20 protein-coding genes are annotated in these 17080 nt (G+C 33.4%); 12 read left to right on the top strand and 8 right to left on the bottom strand.

Annotated features, from left to right (window positions below):
* The first annotated feature begins 94 nt into the window (after positions 1 to 94).
* The 4 genes from FJR48_RS02170 to FJR48_RS02155 all read left to right on the top strand — a co-directional run bounded on the left by FJR48_RS02170 (position 95) and on the right by FJR48_RS02155 (position 2609).
* Positions 95 to 409, top strand: a complete 315-nt coding sequence (locus tag FJR48_RS02170; protein WP_152306537.1) for a hypothetical protein — start codon at positions 95 to 97, stop codon at positions 407 to 409.
* Between the two features lie 23 nt (positions 410 to 432).
* Entirely contained in the window at positions 433 to 1104 is a 672-nt protein-coding gene (locus FJR48_RS02165) for a response regulator transcription factor (protein WP_152306536.1), read from the top strand.
* Positions 1061 to 2242 carry a sensor histidine kinase gene (locus FJR48_RS02160; RefSeq protein ID WP_152306535.1) on the top strand — a complete coding sequence of 394 codons (1182 nt, stop codon included), beginning with the start codon at positions 1061 to 1063 and terminating at the stop codon, positions 2240 to 2242. Before FJR48_RS02165 ends, FJR48_RS02160 begins: the two co-directional genes overlap by 44 nt.
* Before the next feature lie 61 nt (positions 2243 to 2303).
* A complete protein-coding gene (locus FJR48_RS02155) occupies positions 2304 to 2609 on the top strand; it encodes a c-type cytochrome (RefSeq protein ID WP_152306534.1) in 306 nt (101 codons plus the stop codon).
* Position 2610: 1 nt separating this feature from the next.
* On the opposite strand, the gene FJR48_RS02150 is transcribed toward FJR48_RS02155, so the two are convergent.
* Positions 2611 to 2976 carry a thioredoxin family protein gene (locus FJR48_RS02150; RefSeq protein ID WP_152306533.1) on the bottom strand — a complete coding sequence of 122 codons (366 nt, stop codon included), beginning with the start codon at positions 2974 to 2976 and terminating at the stop codon, positions 2611 to 2613.
* A gap of 93 nt (positions 2977 to 3069) precedes the next feature.
* Between FJR48_RS02150 and rraA the strand changes: the two genes are divergently transcribed.
* Complete coding sequence (rraA, locus tag FJR48_RS02145; protein ID WP_152306532.1) at positions 3070 to 3549, top strand: ribonuclease E activity regulator RraA; 480 nt, start codon at positions 3070 to 3072, stop codon at positions 3547 to 3549.
* Here the strand turns inward: rraA and ruvX are convergent.
* From ruvX to rpmH, 7 genes are read right to left on the bottom strand one after another with little or no spacing between them, the layout of a single operon-like run.
* Entirely contained in the window at positions 3546 to 3932 is a 387-nt protein-coding gene (ruvX, locus tag FJR48_RS02140) for a Holliday junction resolvase RuvX (protein ID WP_152306531.1), read from the bottom strand. The two genes, rraA and ruvX, sit on opposite strands and share 4 nt — an antisense overlap.
* A complete protein-coding gene (gene mnmE, locus FJR48_RS02135) occupies positions 3932 to 5281 on the bottom strand; it encodes a tRNA uridine-5-carboxymethylaminomethyl(34) synthesis GTPase MnmE (RefSeq protein ID WP_152306530.1) in 1350 nt (449 codons plus the stop codon). The genes ruvX and mnmE overlap by 1 nt, the downstream gene beginning before the upstream one ends.
* On the bottom strand, positions 5262 to 6143 hold the full coding sequence (locus FJR48_RS02130; RefSeq protein ID WP_152306529.1) for a Jag N-terminal domain-containing protein: 882 nt from the start codon (positions 6141 to 6143) through the stop codon (positions 5262 to 5264). Before FJR48_RS02130 ends, mnmE begins: the two co-directional genes overlap by 20 nt.
* Positions 6136 to 7764 carry a membrane protein insertase YidC gene (gene yidC, locus FJR48_RS02125; protein WP_152306528.1) on the bottom strand — a complete coding sequence of 543 codons (1629 nt, stop codon included), beginning with the start codon at positions 7762 to 7764 and terminating at the stop codon, positions 6136 to 6138. The genes FJR48_RS02130 and yidC overlap by 8 nt, the downstream gene beginning before the upstream one ends.
* A gap of 8 nt (positions 7765 to 7772) precedes the next feature.
* A complete protein-coding gene (gene yidD, locus FJR48_RS02120; protein WP_152308355.1) occupies positions 7773 to 8096 on the bottom strand; it encodes a membrane protein insertion efficiency factor YidD in 324 nt (107 codons plus the stop codon).
* Positions 8077 to 8388 (bottom strand): ribonuclease P protein component, encoded by a 312-nt coding sequence (gene rnpA / locus FJR48_RS02115; RefSeq protein WP_152308356.1) that lies wholly within the window; start codon positions 8386 to 8388, stop codon positions 8077 to 8079. The genes yidD and rnpA overlap by 20 nt, the downstream gene beginning before the upstream one ends.
* A 14-nt stretch (positions 8389 to 8402) precedes the next feature.
* Positions 8403 to 8537 carry a 50S ribosomal protein L34 gene (gene rpmH, locus FJR48_RS02110; protein ID WP_152306527.1) on the bottom strand — a complete coding sequence of 45 codons (135 nt, stop codon included), beginning with the start codon at positions 8535 to 8537 and terminating at the stop codon, positions 8403 to 8405.
* Positions 8538 to 8624: 87 nt separating this feature from the next.
* Here rpmH and FJR48_RS02105 point away from each other — a divergent pair, with 87 nt between their 5' ends.
* The 7 genes from FJR48_RS02105 to FJR48_RS02075 all read left to right on the top strand — a co-directional run bounded on the left by FJR48_RS02105 (position 8625) and on the right by FJR48_RS02075 (position 17077).
* The gene (locus tag FJR48_RS02105) at positions 8625 to 9461 is read left to right on the top strand and encodes a hypothetical protein (RefSeq protein ID WP_152306526.1); all 837 of its coding nucleotides are present in this window, start codon (positions 8625 to 8627) and stop codon (positions 9459 to 9461) included.
* 70 nt (positions 9462 to 9531) lie between these two features.
* Positions 9532 to 10458, top strand: a complete 927-nt coding sequence (locus tag FJR48_RS02100; RefSeq protein ID WP_152306525.1) for a ribose-phosphate pyrophosphokinase — start codon at positions 9532 to 9534, stop codon at positions 10456 to 10458.
* 10 nt (positions 10459 to 10468) lie between these two features.
* Positions 10469 to 12259, top strand: a complete 1791-nt coding sequence (lepA, locus tag FJR48_RS02095) for a translation elongation factor 4 (RefSeq protein WP_152306524.1) — start codon at positions 10469 to 10471, stop codon at positions 12257 to 12259.
* 32 nt (positions 12260 to 12291) lie between these two features.
* Positions 12292 to 14154, top strand: coding sequence for a TonB-dependent receptor plug domain-containing protein (locus FJR48_RS02090; RefSeq protein WP_152306523.1), 1863 nt, complete (start codon positions 12292 to 12294; stop codon positions 14152 to 14154).
* Positions 14155 to 14586 (top strand): hypothetical protein, encoded by a 432-nt coding sequence (locus FJR48_RS02085; RefSeq protein ID WP_152306522.1) that lies wholly within the window; start codon positions 14155 to 14157, stop codon positions 14584 to 14586.
* Positions 14580 to 16508 carry an EAL domain-containing protein gene (locus FJR48_RS02080; RefSeq protein WP_152306521.1) on the top strand — a complete coding sequence of 643 codons (1929 nt, stop codon included), beginning with the start codon at positions 14580 to 14582 and terminating at the stop codon, positions 16506 to 16508. Before FJR48_RS02085 ends, FJR48_RS02080 begins: the two co-directional genes overlap by 7 nt.
* Positions 16505 to 17077 carry a ComF family protein gene (locus FJR48_RS02075; protein ID WP_152306520.1) on the top strand — a complete coding sequence of 191 codons (573 nt, stop codon included), beginning with the start codon at positions 16505 to 16507 and terminating at the stop codon, positions 17075 to 17077. The genes FJR48_RS02080 and FJR48_RS02075 overlap by 4 nt, the downstream gene beginning before the upstream one ends.
* Positions 17078 to 17080: the final 3 nt, after the last annotated feature.

The following is a 17080-nucleotide window of genomic DNA, read 5'->3' as shown; positions in this document are numbered from 1 at the left end:
AACTAAAATAAATATTTTTTGTTTTCTTTTAATTAATATTATATAAAGATAACTCATATATAATATTAATTAAAATTGTTCAAAAAGGAAAAATATGAAAAATACAAATCTAGTTATGCTTTGTGCTATAGCTTTGGGATTATCTGGATGTGGAACTACGTGGGTTAATTTAGATAATTCTATTCCAAAAGAAAACAAAGTAAAAGAAGCTACTAAAAAATGTCAAGTTGATGATAGAATCTATGCTATTAACGAAGATCAAAAAGCTAGAGGTTACGCAGTAAGTTTGTCAGGAGCGAAAGGTGAAGCTAGAAAACAATTACTAAAAATAAATAAAGAAAAAAAAGATAAAGACTACCAAATTATATATGATTGCATGGAAAAAGAAGGATTAAAAAAACAAAAATAATATAGTTTCGCTACAATTAAGCTATGAAAAAGAAACTCCTGCTTCTTGAAGATGATATAGCTTTAAACGAGACCGTTGTTGATTACTTTGAAAACTTAGATTATGAGATAGTCTCTGTTTTTAGCGGTAACGATGCACTCGATGCCATCTATGAGAACAACTTTGACTTGCTTCTTTTAGATGTAAATGTTCCTGACATCAACGGTTTTGAGATTTTAAAAACTATCCGTAAGCAAGACAACACTACCCCTGCCATTTTCATAACATCGCTTAACTCAATGGCAGATTTGGAAAGCGGATATGAGAGCGGTTGTGATGATTACATACGAAAACCGTTTGCACTAAAAGAGTTAAAGCTAAGAGTCGAGAGCATATTAAAGCGGGAATTTTTTCATATATCTGACACAAAAGTAGAAGTAGATTCAAACATCTATTACGACACATCAAATGACATCTTAAATATAGACGGCAAAGAGATACAGTTAAACAACAAAGATGCAAAACTTTTAAAACTGTTTTTACAAAACAAAGAGAAGACTTTAACCCATGAGACCATATATGATACACTTTGGGATTATGATGAAGAGGTGAGTGAGAGTGCACTTCGCACATACATAAAAAACTTGCGAAAACTTTTGGGAAAGGAAAAAATTGTCAGTATTAAAAAGCTTGGATATAGATTTACCTCAAAGTGAAAAGAAAACGCTTTTTAGGTTTTTATTTCTTTACATTTTTTTTACACTTGTCATACTGCTCCTAACTGCATCCATATACTACAAGCTTCAAAAAGAACTGGCAGCTTCGCAAAGGAGTGTACTCTTAAGTGATTACACGAATCATTTTATAAGTGATTTAAAAGGAACGGATGCAAATATTTCAAAACTATTAAAAGACAAAAATTACGAAGTATCTCTTTATGCAGATAACTACAAACTTTTATATTCTAATGCACAAAAACCCATAAAATCACTTACCAAAATAACAGATACTATAAACAAAACTATTCGCTATATGACCAATCCAAAAGAGTACTACCTAAATACACATTATGTTTTGGTAGAGATTATAGATGATAAAAAGTGGCTAAAAATTACAATCAAAAATATCATCATATACAGTTTAGTTTTTTTTACAGCTATGATAGTTATAGGTTACTTTTTACTAAAACTATTCTTAAAACCTATGAGAGATGCACTGCATTTGCTAGATACTTTTATAAAAGACACTACACATGAGCTAAATACTCCCGTTAGTACAATTATGACAAATATTGAACTTATAGACAAAGAGAACATAGAAGACAAATATCTAGTAAAAATTCTAAACAGAATAGAGATAGGTACAAAAACCATCTCCAATATATATGACGATTTAAGCTTTTTGATACTTAACAACAAGGTTATCTCAAATAACCAAGATATAAATTTAAAAAATTTAATCGAACAAAGAGTTGAGTACTTTTACATCTTAGCAAATATAAAAAAGATAAAAGTTACGACAAAGTTAAATCCAAATATTTTTTTAAACATAGATGAAAAAAAAATCTCAAAACTGATTGATAATATATTGTCAAACGCTATCAAATACAATAAAATCGGAGGCTCTATCTATATAAAACTAGATGAAGGAAAATTATCTATTATAGACAGCGGGAAAGGTATCAAACAAGAAAATATAAACTTGATGTTTGATAGATACGCAAGATTTGATAAGATAGTTGGCGGATTTGGAATAGGTCTAAATATCGTAAAAATGATATGTGACGAGTACGATTTAAGTATAAAAATAGATTCCGAACCTGACAAATACACGCAAGTTACTATATCTTGGTAAGTTTCACAATCATTCCACAATTATTTTCTATACTTCTTTTATAACAACAAAGGAGTACAAAATGAAAACAATTAATAAAGTTATATTAGGACTGACACTAATAGGTTCATTAACAAGTTTAGCTGCAGCAGACGGAGCAACTATATTTAAAAAATGTGCAGGCTGTCACGGGATGAATGCCGAGAAAAAAGCTTTAGGTAAATCTCAGGTTATTAAAGGTTGGCAAGCAAGCAAAACAGAAGCTGCTCTAAAAGGTTACAAAGACGGAAGTTACGGAGGGCCTATGAAAGCTCTTATGAAAGGTCAGGTAGCTACTTTAAATGACGAACAAATCAAATCTTTAGCTAAATATATAGAGTCTAAATAAGCTAGCCGAACAATCTGGCAAAAAGTCCTAGGTCTTTTCCCAGGGCTTTATCTATCATTTTTACATATGCATCTATAGTCTTTAAACCCACATCGGCTTTTTTTACCATCTTATCCTGACCTATCACTAAAGTCAAAGGCACGCTTTTTACCATAAACTTGGCACTTAGTTTTGGATTTAGTTCACTATTTACCTTTGCTATAACTACATCTTCATCTTGGTAGTGCTCGGCTAACAAAGGCAGAATAGTTAAGAGACTTTGACACGGTGCGCAAGTCTCTGAGTAAAAATCTATAAATACTACTTTTTTTGTGTCCTCTATAAAAGAGGGATAAGTCTTATCTGTAAGTTCTAATACTTCCGTCATTTTCTACCGCCAAATTTTTTAAACAGAGTTTGACATAGTCTAAGTAAAAATCAGGTTATAATACGAAATATAAATATTTATAAGGCAAAATATATGGACTTTTTTACGGCAGATATTTGTGATGAACATTTCGATAAGGTTATAACGCTAAATCCCGACTTTAAAAATTACGGCGGGGCATCAAAATGTAAAGGTGAAGTTGTAACTGTAAAACTGGATAAAAACAATTCTGAGCTTATAAAAATTCTTCGTGATGAAGACGGTACGGGTAAAGTAGTAGTTGTAGATGTGAGAGAGGAATACTTTGCGGTTGTAGGTGAGAATCTAATGAAGTTTGCTCATCAGAACAACTATGCTGGTATCATTGTAAATGGTTATATCCGTGATACTTTTCAGATAAAAGATATTCCCGTTGCACTTTATGCACTCGGGACTTGTCCGCACAAGTATATCCCTACAACTGAAGGTGAGAGAGGTGTGCATCTGACCTTTGGCGGTGCCAGTTTTGATAATGGGGATTATATCTATGCAGATACGGACGGAATTATAGTTACAGAGAGTCCTTTGGTTTAAACTCCCAAATACCTTTGAAGTATTATCATGGCAGATATAGAATCTATTCTGCCATCTTTTAGATGTCTCATCTCACCCTTTATCAAGTCTTCTGCTTCAAGTGATGAGTTTGCTTCATCTTGGTAATATACTTCACCTTCAAAATTTACTAAATTCATAAAGTGCTCTACCCTGCGGCGCATCTCATCTTCACTGCCTCCACCAATCGGGATTCCGATAACTACTGCATCTATATCCCACTCTTTTATAGCTTTTTTTACTTCATCACTGGCTTGGTTACGATTTTTACGTATGATGGCAGGAAGCGGAGTTACAATGCCGGCATGAGCTGAATACGCAAGACCAATTCTTTTAAGACCCAAATCTATTGCAAGGTACTTCATTATTTTCCTAAACAAAAAGAGCCGAACATCTTATCCAGCATCTCATCGTTCTCAAAAGGGCGTGTGATGCTTGCCATCTCTTTTACGGCTTCATTTAAATGAAATGAGAAAATCTCCAACTCTTGATCTTCCAGAGGCATAAAGGCTTCATCTATATTAGCCATTGTATTCTCTACAGCAGAGATTTGACGATGAGAGATTAGCATCATCTCATCAGATGAGTTTGTTGTATCCATATAAGACTTTAACAACTCAACTAACTCTTCAACTCCGCTTTTAGTATTTAGCTCCAAATCAAAGGCTATTTTGCCCTGCGGAAATTTTGCTTCTAAATCTATCTTGTTTTTAACATAAATAACTTTTTTGTTTTCTGAGTGAGTCTCTATAAGGTCTATCATCTTCTCATCTTCAGAATCTATCTCGCGAGAGTTGTCAAAAAGTGCCACTACTATATCAGAGGAATTAATAGCTTCTAAACTTCTCTCAATCCCTATGCGTTCTATCTCATCATCGGCTTCACGAATTCCAGCAGTATCTACGATGCGTATCAGGTGCGTACCTATCTTTAACTGCTCTTCTACAGTATCACGCGTAGTACCTGCTATATCACTCACAATTGCGCGTTCATATGCAAGAAGTGAGTTTAAAAGAGAACTTTTACCGACATTTGGTTTACCTACAATAGCTACGCGGAAACCCTGCATCAGCCCTTCCCTGCTTTTACTAGCAGAGAGTGTTTTAGAGAGTGAATCTTTTAGAGAATTTAGTCTATCTTTTATCTGCTCTATCAAATCCTCAGGCAAATCTTCTTCTGCATAGTCTATGCTAACCTCAGAATAAGCAAGTATATGTATAATCTCATCACGAATCTGCTCAATATACTCTTTAAGTGAACCTTTCATCTGCTTAGCTAAAATCTTGGCTGCATCTTCACTTTTAGCTTCTATAAGTTGAGCTATCGCTTCTGCTTCACTTAGATCTATTCTGCCGTTAAAAAATGCACGTTTTGAAAACTCTCCCGCTTCTGCAAGTCGAGCTCCTGATGCAAGGACTGCTTTTAAGATGCTTTGAGCTACTATAAATCCGCCGTGACACTGAATCTCTATAACATCTTCGGCAGTAAATGAGAAAGGAGCTTTAAAATATATGACTATAGACTCATCAATTAACTCATCTTCATGGTTATAAACATTTGTTAAAGTGGCATATCTTGGAGTAAGGTCTTTTTTATGAGTGAGTTTTTTGGCTATGCTCAAAGCCTCATCACCGCTTATGCGGATAATTGCTATTGAGCCTATACCGTTTGCCGTTGCAATGGCAGTTATCGTATCAGTTGTTGTGGTAGTCATTTATTATGATATATTTTAATCCATCACGTGTTGTACGGATAGCTACGTATTTATCAGGGTAAGAGTTGCGTAACTCTTTAAGAGCTATCTGAACAAGGACACCGTCAAGTATCTTAGTCTGTGCCCTACCGTCACGATCTACATTTTCATGTACACCTTCTAAATAACGTGTTACGGACTCTTCTTGATTTTTCAAAAATTCTGCTATCTCTAAACGAAGTCCGACTTGGTATTTCGCATTTATCCAATTGAATATCATGTATGAAAGAGCTTTATACCTGTAACCCTCTTTACCGATTAAAAGTGCGGCATCCGTACCCGTAAACTCTATAAGAAGAGTATTGTCGTCATATGCACTGACAGATATCTCGTCAATATCAAAACATATACTTTCAAAAAGCTTGTTTATATCACTTTTTACTTCATCTACAATTTCATTAATGTCCATAGTTTGTTCGTGATTTTCTTCTTCAGCTTCTTTTATAATCTCTTCATAAGCTTCTTCATCTATCTCATCATCTATATAATCTTCATCATACTCTTCATCTTGAGTACTAACAAAAGATTCCGGCATAATCGTGTCATTGTAAATATTATGAGTGCTAGTTTCTTGAGGTTTTTTTTCTTTTTTTATTTTTTGTTTTTTAGGGGTTTCTTTAGGTTTTTCGTTTTTCTCTAATATTGAAGATATTTTTTGTGTATCTACTGCCGCTACTATAACTGCGGGCTTTTTAAATAATCCAAGTAAACCCTTAGAGGGAACTTGGACAACTTCGATTTTTAATTCGGTAACAGAACATTCTAACTTTGTAGCCGCTTGTGAATAAGCTTCCTCAAGCGTTAATGCTTCTATTTTAATCATCTTTCTTTGCCTTAGATTTATGGGCAGCTATTTGTGCATCTTTAGCATTTGCTATTTGTTGATTCACTATAAACTGCTGAGCAATAGAGAATAAGTTATTTACAAACCAGTAAAGAACTAAGCCTGAAGGGAATGTAACAAAGAAAACAGTAAAAATTACCGGTAAAAACTTCATAACTTTTTCTTGCATCGGATCTGTAAAGTTTGTAGGTGTAAGTTTTTGCTGGTAATACATAGATGCACCCATCAAAATAGGCAGAATAAATGTAGGATCCATACGTGAAAGGTCATCTATCCATAATGCCCACTCGGCACCTTGAAGTTCAACCGCATTTAAAAGTACACGGTAGATTGCGAAAAATACAGGGATTTGAAGAAGCATAGGCAGACAACCGCCAAGAGGGTTTGCACCTTTTTTCTTGTAAAACTCTATAACGGCAGCATTCATACGCTGAGGATCGCCTTTGTATTTCTCCTGAATCTCTTTAACCTGCGGTGCTATCTCTTTAAGTTTAGCCATCGACACCATACCTTTGTAAGTTAAAGGATATAAAACGATTCTTACTAAAATAGTAAGTGCTATGATTGACCAACCCCAGTTCCCAAAGATTCCGTGTAACCATGACAATAATGAGAATAAGGGCTTAGATGCAAAAGTAAACCAACCGTACTCAATGGCATTAGTCAGCATCGGATTAATATTTTTTAGTGTTTTAAACTCTTTTTGTCCAATATAACCGTTAAAGCTCATATTTTGCAATGCATCAAAATATACGACAGGATTGTCATCACGGTCACGTTCGACGACAATGTTTGTCTCATTTGAAAAACCGTACATAATAGTTGCCGAATATTGATCAAATGCAGAGATTAATTTAACATCGGTAAAGTTTTTGCGACCTTCTGCTTCACCGTCTTCTATAATAGTTACTAAATCATCTCCGGTATAGATCATAGCCCCGTGAACAGTCATCATGTTTTCTGTTAGCTGAGGACGTTGTCCTAAATAGATGAAGTATCTTTTGTCTTGAGATAAATTTACGTTTATATCGTAGTGACCGTCGTTATAAAAAGTAATCTCTTTTGTTACCGTAAGACTAGATAGTTTTTGAGTCAATGTTACTTTTTGCGGTGTTTCAGAGAGTTCTATTTTTGAAGTTGACGCAGTATAAGGTGTTTGCATAGCTTCGTTATTTAAAGATTCGTCTAAAAATCTTACGTATAAAGGTTTAACACCGCTTACAGGAATAATCTGGGCATGATTTCCATCTTTGTCATTAAACTTTTCTTGTAAAAGTTCCATAGAAGATATACGTCCCAATGTGTCCATTTTTAAAATAAAATCATGGTTAGTTACCGTTAAAATATTACTGGATTCACTAGCTGCTATTTTATCTTGAGCACTTATTTCATGTCCCGAAGGATTTTGACTTACTTGTGTTGTAGTGTTAGGTGTTGTTTGAGCCGCAGCTTTTGTTTGAACTTGTGTTTTAACTTTAGCTTCTGCTTCAGTAACCTCTGCTTGCTTTGGCGGAAATATTGCCGTATAGCCTACGAAAAAAATAACTGATAAAAGTACGGCACTCATCAGTCTTTGGTTTGGAGTCATGTTGTCAAACATAATTAAATTTATCCCTTATATGAAAAATTTTTTATAATATAAAAACGGTTTTTTTTATTTGGTACCAACCAATATTTTATAGATTTAATCCCCATTTTTTTAGGCTTTAAACGCAGCTTATTCAGCTCCGGATATTCAATGCCGCCCTCAAAAAGTTGATTACACCTTAGTATTCTAGTAAAAGTGTTATAAAAAGCACTTAAAAGTGAATTATTTTCGAAATTTATTTTAGCATATTCGCTGCAAGTTGGATAGTATCTGCAACTGCCATACCCTATAAGGGTAAAAAACTTTTGATAAAGCCAGAGAATTTTAAGTAAAACACTTCGCACGGGACAATACTTTTTCAAAATCGTTTTGGAGATTTTTTGCTGGAATCTGAGATGTGGTTGCTTTGGCTACAAATACATAAAAGCCGTCTTGAAGTGAAGGTGAATATTTTACAAAAAGAGACCTAAGTCTTCTTTTGCTTCGATTTCGCACTACGGCATTACCTATTTTTTTAGTTGCCGTAAAGCCTATCTTTTTTACACCTTCTTGTTTGAGGTGAAAAAGTACAACAGAATCTGAATGTGTACCTTTTGATTTTCTGTAAACAAACTGAAACTCACGATGTTGTTTCAGGATGTCAAATCCGCCTAAACTGACAATCTTTTACGACCTTTAGCACGACGACGGCTTAATACGTTACGACCATTTTTTGTAGCCATACGACTTCTGAACCCGTGAGTACGCTTTCTTGGCGTGTTATGAGGTTGGTATGTTCTTTTCATGCCATATCCTTGTATAAAATTAAGTCCGAAATAATACAAAAAACTTACTTAAAGAGCGGTTAAGGGATTTTTCGTCATACTTCAAGCATGAACAAAATTACAATTTTTAGCATCTTATTAGTCTTATTATATACAAATATTTGTGCAAAAGAAAACACTTTAAGTCCGTTTATCGGTTCTACAAACTATTACATTTCAGATAAAGACAAAGCTTACAATTTAGGTATATACTTTAAATCAAAAGATATTAAAGCGGTCTTAGAAAACAAAAAAACAATCTACTCATCCGATAGCAACCTAAGTGACTTTTCACAATTAAGCTTTGCGGCTAAGTACGACTTTTATAATAAGAACAATCTAAATGCATACACGGCGATAAATCTTATACACTCTTCAAATAGCGAGTATAACGGTATATCTTCTATACTTGTAGGCTTAAACAAAGAACTTCGTATATTTACTCTTGGCACAAACCTTTCATATTCACATTACAGCAATACTTACGTAAAATCTGTAATACAAGTATCTCCATATATAGGTTTTTCATTTGGCGATTATAAGTCTTTAATGGGAAATTTTTATACAAAAATAATTTTTGATTCGATATCACCCGATTCAAATGTAGGGGGGATTAAAAAAGACTACTCTACTTATGCCCTATCAATAACTCATAATAAAAATAATTTTCAAACTCTTTTTGAATACTGGTTTAAAGATCATATTTTTGCACTTCACGACGATGGTTTAACTATACAAAACTATGAAGAAGTTTATGAAAACTCTTTATCTCTGTCTGTACTATATAAGTTCTCGTATAATATGTCATTTCAATTATCCTACATTAAAAAAGACTACCGTGATTATGATGAACAGTCCAAATCAAAATTAAAAAACTATATGATGTTTTTATACTATAAATTTTAGTCTTAACAAAATAATCAGCACTTTTTTTATATAATTGCGAAATTAATTTATCCATAAAAAGGAAAAACCAATGCGTGGTTATAAAATTTTTGCCGGTAGTGCAAGTGTTGATTTTGCAAATGAGATTTGCCAAATTTTAGATGTGCCTTTGGCAAATGCTGATGTTAAAAAGTTTAGCGACGGAGAGATTTCCGTTCAAATTGCCGAATCTGTACGCGGACGTGATGTATTTATAGTGCAATCAACAGGCGCACCCTCAAACGATAACTTAATGGAACTGCTTATTATGACAGATGCTCTTCGCCGCTCATCTGCTTCTAGCATCACTGCAGTCGTACCTTACTATGGATATGCAAGACAAGACCGTAAAGCTGCTCCGCGTGTACCAATTACTGCAAAACTTGTTGCAGATATGTATGAAACTGCAGGTATTGACAGAGTCGTAACTATAGACTTACACGCAGGTCAAATTCAAGGTTTTTTTAATATTCCTGTTGATAATTTATACGGCTCAATTACGTTTGAACATTATATAAAAAGTAAAAACCTAAAAAACCCTATCATAGCTTCACCTGATATCGGTGGTGTTGCCCGTGCACGCTACTTTGCAAAACGTATGGGTTTGGATATGGTTATAGTCGATAAACGTCGTGAAAAAGCAAACGAGAGTGAAGTTATGAACATAATCGGTGATGTAACTGGTAAAGACGTAATCATGATAGACGATATGGTTGATACTGCAGGAACAATGGTAAAAGCCGCATCTGCACTAAAAAACAAAGGTGCTACATCTGTTATGGCATGTGCGACTCACGGTGTACTTAGCGGTAAAGCATATGATAATTTAGAAAACGGTGAGTTAGATGAGTTAATCATTACAAACACTCTTGTAACAAAACCTCATAAAAAAATAAACGTACTATCGGTAGCTCCGCTGTTTGCTGAAGTAATTCGTCGTGTATATCATAATGAAAGTGTAAACAGTCTTTTTGCATAAGAGGAACAATTTGAAAAATATTAGAAACTTTTCGATCATCGCACATATCGATCACGGTAAATCAACACTTGCCGATAGAATAATCCAAGAGTGCGGAAGCGTAACGGAACGTGAACTCGGAAGCCAGATGATGGATACTATGGATATTGAGCAAGAACGCGGTATTACTATTAAAGCTCAATCGGTTCGTTTAAACTATGTAAAAGACGGCGAGCCTTATATCTTAAACCTTATAGACACTCCGGGCCACGTTGACTTTTCATATGAAGTAAGTAAATCATTAGCATCTAGTGACGGTGCACTCTTAATTGTAGATGCAGCTCAGGGTGTTGAAGCACAAACTATTGCGAATGTTTACTTGGCACTTGATAACAATTTGGAACTTATTCCCGTAATAAACAAGATTGACCTACCTGCTGCCGAACCTGAGCGTGTAGCTGAAGAGATAGAAGAAGCTATTGGTATAGATGCCACGGATGCAGTTTTAACCTCTGCAAAAAGCGGTATAGGTATCCGTGAACTCTTAGATGCTATAGTGGAGAGAATTCCTGCTCCTGTTGGAGACCCTGATGCTACGACAAAAGCTATTATATATGATAGCTGGTTTGATTCATACCTTGGAGCACTTGCACTTGTTCGTGTGTTTGACGGTGAGATTTCAAAAGGTCAGCTGGTTAAACTTATGAGTAACAACGAACAGCATCAGGTTCTTGACTTGATGTATCCGCATCCGATTCATAAAATAAAAACAGATTCTATAAAAAGCGGTGAGATTGGTATTGTTGTACTTGGACTTAAAGACGTAGGTGCCGTAAACGTTGGTGATACTCTTACAGATGCAAAAAATCCATGCGCGGAACCTGTTGGAGACTATGAACCTGCAAAACCTTTTGTATTTGCGGGATTATACCCGATAGATACGGACAGATTTGAAGAGCTTCGTGATGCACTCGACAAGCTCAAACTTAACGATTCCTCTTTATCTTACGAACCGGAGACTTCTATCGCTCTTGGTTTTGGATTCCGTGTAGGATTCTTGGGTATGCTTCATATGGAAGTTATTAAAGAGCGTCTTGAGCGTGAGTTTAACCTTGATTTAATAGCGACTGCTCCATCGGTTGTATATGACGTGTATCTAACTAACGGAGATATGGTTCAAGTACAAAATCCGTCTGAATTACCTGAAGTTCAAAAAATAGAGCGCATCGAAGAACCGTATGTAAAAGCAACCGTTATAACACCTAGCGAATACCTTGGAAATATTATGACACTTCTAATCAATAAACGCGGTATCCAAGATAAGATGACATACTTAAACGAAGAACGCGTGATGCTTGAATACTCTTTACCGATGAATGAGATAGTAATTGATTTTTACGATACCCTAAAGTCCATATCTAAAGGTTATGCATCTTTTGATTATGAACCGACAGACTTTAAAGAGGGTGATTTGGTAAAACTCGATGTAAAAGTAGCGGGAGAAGTCGTAGATGCACTAAGTGTAATAGTACCAAGAAGTTCTGCACTTTCTCGCGGTCGTACACTTGTAAAAAATATGAAAGAGTTAATCCCGCGTCAACTTTTTGAAGTAGCCGTTCAAGCATCATTAGGAAATCAAGTAATTGCACGTGAGACCGTAAAATCTATGGGTAAAAACGTGACCGCTAAATGTTACGGCGGTGATATTACCCGTAAACGTAAACTACTTGAGAAACAAAAAGCCGGTAAGAAACGTATGAAATCTATCGGAAAAGTCCAACTCCCACAAGAGGCGTTTATGTCTGTTTTAAAAATGGATTAGATAAGATACAAACATAACATAAGGAAGGTTGTATGAAAAAAAGGGTATTTTTTTTATTGGTTTTTTTATCGACTTCTTTATTGGCTGAAGATGCAATGCTTGATGAATTGCTTGGTCAGTATGAAAATTCAAGCTCCCTTTATCATAAAACAAAAAAAGAGAGTGCCGGGCATCTGATTCTTTTTTCACGAAAAGACTTGGACAGGATGCAGGCATATACACTTAACGATGTTTTAAAAACTATCAGAATGTTTAACCTGCAAGCTACGAAAACAGGGATGACGACTCTTGTAAAAAGCGGCGCTTCTCAGGTTGGATTGAATCCAATCAAAATATTTTTAAACTCTCATGAACTAAATTCTGCTACCCTTGGCAATGCCCTGACACAATACGGAAAGATGAGCCTATATTTTATCGACCATATTGAAGTTTATCAAGCCGGAAACTCCGTTACATTCGGTAATGAACCCGGAAGTATGATAATCAAACTATATACAAAAGACCCATCCCGTGAAAATGCAACATCTGCACAAATATCGGTTGATACGAGAGAAAGTGTTCATTTCAGGGTTATAGATGCAACAAATAATGATGAATATTCTTACTTAACAAATATAGATATATCTAAAAATAATTACGAAACTTATAAAACTAACGGATTTGATTTATCAAGAGACGACGTTAGAGGTCAGGTTTATTTTAAATTTTCAAAAGATAAATCTTACGATATTGAGTTTGGTGCATCTAAAGAAAAATATGATTTATTTAGCGGACTTGGAAACACCCCTACAAACAACAATGTAGATGCACAAAATTTTTATATTCAAACAAGCAAACATTTTAAAAACGGTATAAATTTTACCCTTAGCTTTTCCAATGAAGAGTTAGATGTATTAAATGAAGATGCAAACGGTATTTGGATGCCAGATGGCAGTATGCCAAGACATTTAGAAACAAATATAGAGAGTAATGTTTATAGCGCAATATTAGAAAAAAATTTTAACTTTGAAAATAGTGAATTATTTATAGGTACACAATTTAAACAAAACAACTTTCATGTAAACAAATATGAAAGAGACTTTGTAAGTTTCGGAACTTCTTGGGAGCCAAAACAACAAAACATATATATGGCATATATGGAGTATTTGTATAATCTAAACGAGAACAACCTTTTAACAATTAGTGCAAAAGTTGACAGGTATGAGTATAAAAATGCAAAATCTTCGACAGAGGATATTTTAAGGCTAGGTTACGTAACCCTTCCTTTAAAAGATTTAACATTTAAGCTCTTTGCCATAAAGTCTTATTCGTACCCTACATTTAGACAAAAGACTTTCTCCCCTAACATCAATCCAAATCCGGAACTTAAAAGCATAAAAAACAAAACTCTCACGGCGGAAATAATTTATAAATATAATGATACGACCTTAACACTAAGTAGCGGTTATGCAAAAGCGGACAACCCGATAGTTTTTAATAACGTGTTAAAAAAATTTATCAACATAAATGAAAAAAGCAGCTTTGAAAGAAACTATATAAGAGTTGAACATATATTTGATATTAACAATAAAATCATTCTCGAATGGCATAAAATAACAGGTAAAAAATATTTTAGTCCGGAAAAAGGCGGACTTATTCAACTTTTTAACAAACTTGGAAAATACGACATATATAATGAGTTGGTTTATAGACCTAAATATATTTCTGTTGAAGGAATAAATATGCCTGCGGGATATGATTACTCGTGTGGAATAATCTATACCCCTAACAGACATTTTGAGATAAAGCTAAAAGGCGAAAACCTTTTAGACAAAGCACATGAAGTACCCATAAACGGAGTAAATGTTCCTGTTATGGAAAGAAGGGCTTTATTAACTTTGGAGCATACTTTTTAGATGAAAATCATATTTACTTGCATCTTTTTATTAACTCTCGGATTAGCTTCGGATAAAGCAGATAATATTCGTATAAAAATACTTGAGAGAATTATAGGCAAGTTATCTTTAAATGAACAGACAAGAGTATGGAGCGATAATAAAAATATTCTAAATACATTATCTCAAAACAGTTCACTAAAAACTACGCCAAATTGCATTTATGCAAATATAATAATTTTACAAAACCAAAATAAACTGCCTAAAGAGTGTTCATCAAAAGCTATATTTGTTTTAGATTATAAACTTTTATCACAAATACCACAAAGTTTTGGAGCGTTTTTTTGGAAAAAAGGAAGACCCAACATTGTAATACTAAAACCTAGGATACAAAAACAATCCATTAAGATATCCAGTGGCTTAAAATCATACTTAGAGGAAAAAGTATGGTAAAGAAAAAAGAGTTTTTTTTATTTTTATTACTTATTTTTCTAAGTATCTTTTTTATCTATATATACGTTTATATAAAGCAAGCCCAAAACGATATATTTTATCGCATAGAAGACAATAAAATAAAAAATGTCGGCTATGTGCTTCAAAACATAGAAAAAGATATAATTAACAACAACGCTATTAAAACAGAAGCCGATCTCGTTAATCTGCTATCCGATAAAAAAACAAGAGAAGATTATGAACAGAAAATATCTCTTTTTTTAACACCTAATTTAAAATACATATATCTATTATACAAAGACGAACGAAATAGATTTAGATTTTTACTAGATGCTTCAAAAGAAGACAAGGCGGATTTTTATCAAAAATTTGACGTATTTAACGAAAAATATAATTTACTTTATAAACAATCAAAACCACAAGTTATTCGACAATCCAATATGCAGAACCTTTATTTAACTTACCTTTATCCGATAAAAAGTTCAGGCAAGGTAATAGGAATATTAAGTGTAGATATAACTACAAAAATTCAACAAACAATTTTACAACTTGTTAAACCTATTGAGACCTTTTTTGTTATCTTAATTATTTTTACATTTTTACTCTTGCTTATGACGGCTATGCAAATTTTTCATTATTTTATTACCAGGAAAAAAATATTTACAGACCCTTTAACACAAACATTCAACAGAAATTATTTGCAGGAAATATCTCCAAACTTAAATCTAAATCACTATTCTATAGCTATGTTAGACCTGGATAGATTTAAACTAATAAATGATACTTACGGGCATAAAGCAGGAGACTTCATCCTTTCTCAGACTACGATGATAATTAAAAGTTCTATCAGAGATATCGATATTTTGATTCGTTACGGCGGTGAAGAGTTTTTACTTCTTATACATAATAGATACTCAAATAATATCTCATCAGACATATGTGAACGTATAAGAGAAAATATACACTCTCATATTTTTTCCTATGAAAACAATAAAATAGATATGCAGATATCTATAGGGGTTTATGATAACCCTGCTAAAGAAAAAAATTTAAATGAAGCTATTAAAATAGCAGATAAAATGCTCTATATTGCAAAAAAAGAGGGTAGAAACCGAATAATTAACTATAATGAAACATCAGATAGTACGATACTATCAAAATCGATAGATATAGAGTTTGTAAAACAAGCCCTCTATGATAATAGGGTTATATGTTTTTACCAACCTATTTATGATCACAACTCTAAAAATATAATAAAATATGAAGCTTTGGTTAGAATAATAGATAAAAATGATGAAATCATACCTCCGATATACTTTCTTCCTGGACTTAAACATACAAACATACACTATAAATTAACGCAAAGAATTCTCTCTGTCGTATTTGATAAGTTTAAAGATTCAAAAGAGTCCGTCAGTATAAATATAAATTTTTCAGACCTTATAAACGAAGATATTGAAAACACTATAACAGAAACATTTACGGCTAACCCAAATCTTGCTTCTAGGGTTACTTTTGAGATACTTGAGAGTGACGATATAGAAAATATAGTTCTTTTTAAAGAAAAAATAAATCTATTACACAGTTTTAACGCCAAAGTATCTATAGATGATTTTGGAAGCGGTTACTCAAACTTTAAAACCATCTTGGATATAGAAGCAAATTTTTTAAAAATAGACGGTTCTTTAGTAAAAAATATAGACAAAAACCGTAAAGATTTTAGAGTTGTAAAGAGTATTGTACATTTTGCGAAAGAAGCAAATATGCAAACAATCGCAGAGTTTGTACACTCTAAAGAGGTATATGAAAAACTTAAAGAGTTGGGGGTTGATTATATGCAAGGTTACTATATTGCACAACCTTCAGAAAAACTTATAACCAAAGAAGCTTTATTTAGCAAAAGCGTAAAAGACTCTATATGAGATGTATATTGTGTGAGAGCTTATCTTTCGCACATATATGTAAAAGCTGCCAAAAAAACTTTTTAAAACCACAAATATACAAACGAAAAATTCAAAATACACAAGTTATATCTTTTTACAAATATAACGATATAAAAAATCTTTTACATACAAAACATACGGATGCGGGATACTATATATATAATATATTGGCAAAGAACTCTTTTAGAAAATTTGCCGAAGAATTTGAGTTTTCATATCCTCTTTATTCAATAGCCATTGATGACAATAGCAAAAGCGGATATTCACATACCGCTATACTTAACAATCAATTAAAAAGTACAAATATAAAACCTCTTTTTAATAAACTACAAGCTAAAAACGATGTAAGCTATTCTGGCAAAAGTAAAGAGTACCGTTTGGCTAATCCCAGAAATTTTGAGCTTAAGAACATCACTATGCAAGAGGCAATTTTAGTTGATGACATTATCACGACAGGTTCGACTTTAACTCAGGCTATAAATGCTTTAAAACAAAAAGATATAAATACCGTATTTTGCCTAACTCTTGCCGATTCCTCTCTAAAATAAATA

The organism is Sulfurimonas lithotrophica, assembly GCF_009258225.1.
Taxonomy (GTDB): domain Bacteria; phylum Campylobacterota; class Campylobacteria; order Campylobacterales; family Sulfurimonadaceae; genus Sulfurimonas; species Sulfurimonas lithotrophica.
This window is presented reverse-complemented; position numbering and strand designations above follow the sequence as displayed.

Excerpts from the sequence above, each read along its gene's own strand:
- FJR48_RS02170 (WP_152306537.1), top strand. The coding sequence starts at position 95 with ATGAAAAATACAAATCTAGTTATGCTTTGTGCTATAGCTTTGGGATTA.
- FJR48_RS02165 (WP_152306536.1), top strand. The coding sequence starts at position 433 with ATGAAAAAGAAACTCCTGCTTCTTGAAGATGATATAGCTTTAAACGAG.
- FJR48_RS02155 (WP_152306534.1), top strand. The coding sequence starts at position 2,304 with ATGAAAACAATTAATAAAGTTATATTAGGACTGACACTAATAGGTTCA.
- FJR48_RS02150 (WP_152306533.1), bottom strand. The coding sequence starts at position 2,976 with ATGACGGAAGTATTAGAACTTACAGATAAGACTTATCCCTCTTTTATA.
- rraA (WP_152306532.1), top strand. The coding sequence starts at position 3,070 with ATGGACTTTTTTACGGCAGATATTTGTGATGAACATTTCGATAAGGTT.
- ruvX (WP_152306531.1), bottom strand. The coding sequence starts at position 3,932 with ATGAAGTACCTTGCAATAGATTTGGGTCTTAAAAGAATTGGTCTTGCG.
- mnmE (WP_152306530.1), bottom strand. The coding sequence starts at position 5,281 with ATGACTACCACAACAACTGATACGATAACTGCCATTGCAACGGCAAAC.
- FJR48_RS02130 (WP_152306529.1), bottom strand. The coding sequence starts at position 6,143 with ATGATTAAAATAGAAGCATTAACGCTTGAGGAAGCTTATTCACAAGCG.
- yidC (WP_152306528.1), bottom strand. The coding sequence starts at position 7,764 with ATGTTTGACAACATGACTCCAAACCAAAGACTGATGAGTGCCGTACTT.
- rpmH (WP_152306527.1), bottom strand. The coding sequence starts at position 8,537 with ATGAAAAGAACATACCAACCTCATAACACGCCAAGAAAGCGTACTCAC.
- FJR48_RS02105 (WP_152306526.1), top strand. The coding sequence starts at position 8,625 with ATGAACAAAATTACAATTTTTAGCATCTTATTAGTCTTATTATATACA.
- FJR48_RS02100 (WP_152306525.1), top strand. The coding sequence starts at position 9,532 with ATGCGTGGTTATAAAATTTTTGCCGGTAGTGCAAGTGTTGATTTTGCA.
- FJR48_RS02090 (WP_152306523.1), top strand. The coding sequence starts at position 12,292 with ATGAAAAAAAGGGTATTTTTTTTATTGGTTTTTTTATCGACTTCTTTA.
- FJR48_RS02085 (WP_152306522.1), top strand. The coding sequence starts at position 14,155 with ATGAAAATCATATTTACTTGCATCTTTTTATTAACTCTCGGATTAGCT.
- FJR48_RS02080 (WP_152306521.1), top strand. The coding sequence starts at position 14,580 with ATGGTAAAGAAAAAAGAGTTTTTTTTATTTTTATTACTTATTTTTCTA.
- FJR48_RS02075 (WP_152306520.1), top strand. The coding sequence starts at position 16,505 with ATGAGATGTATATTGTGTGAGAGCTTATCTTTCGCACATATATGTAAA.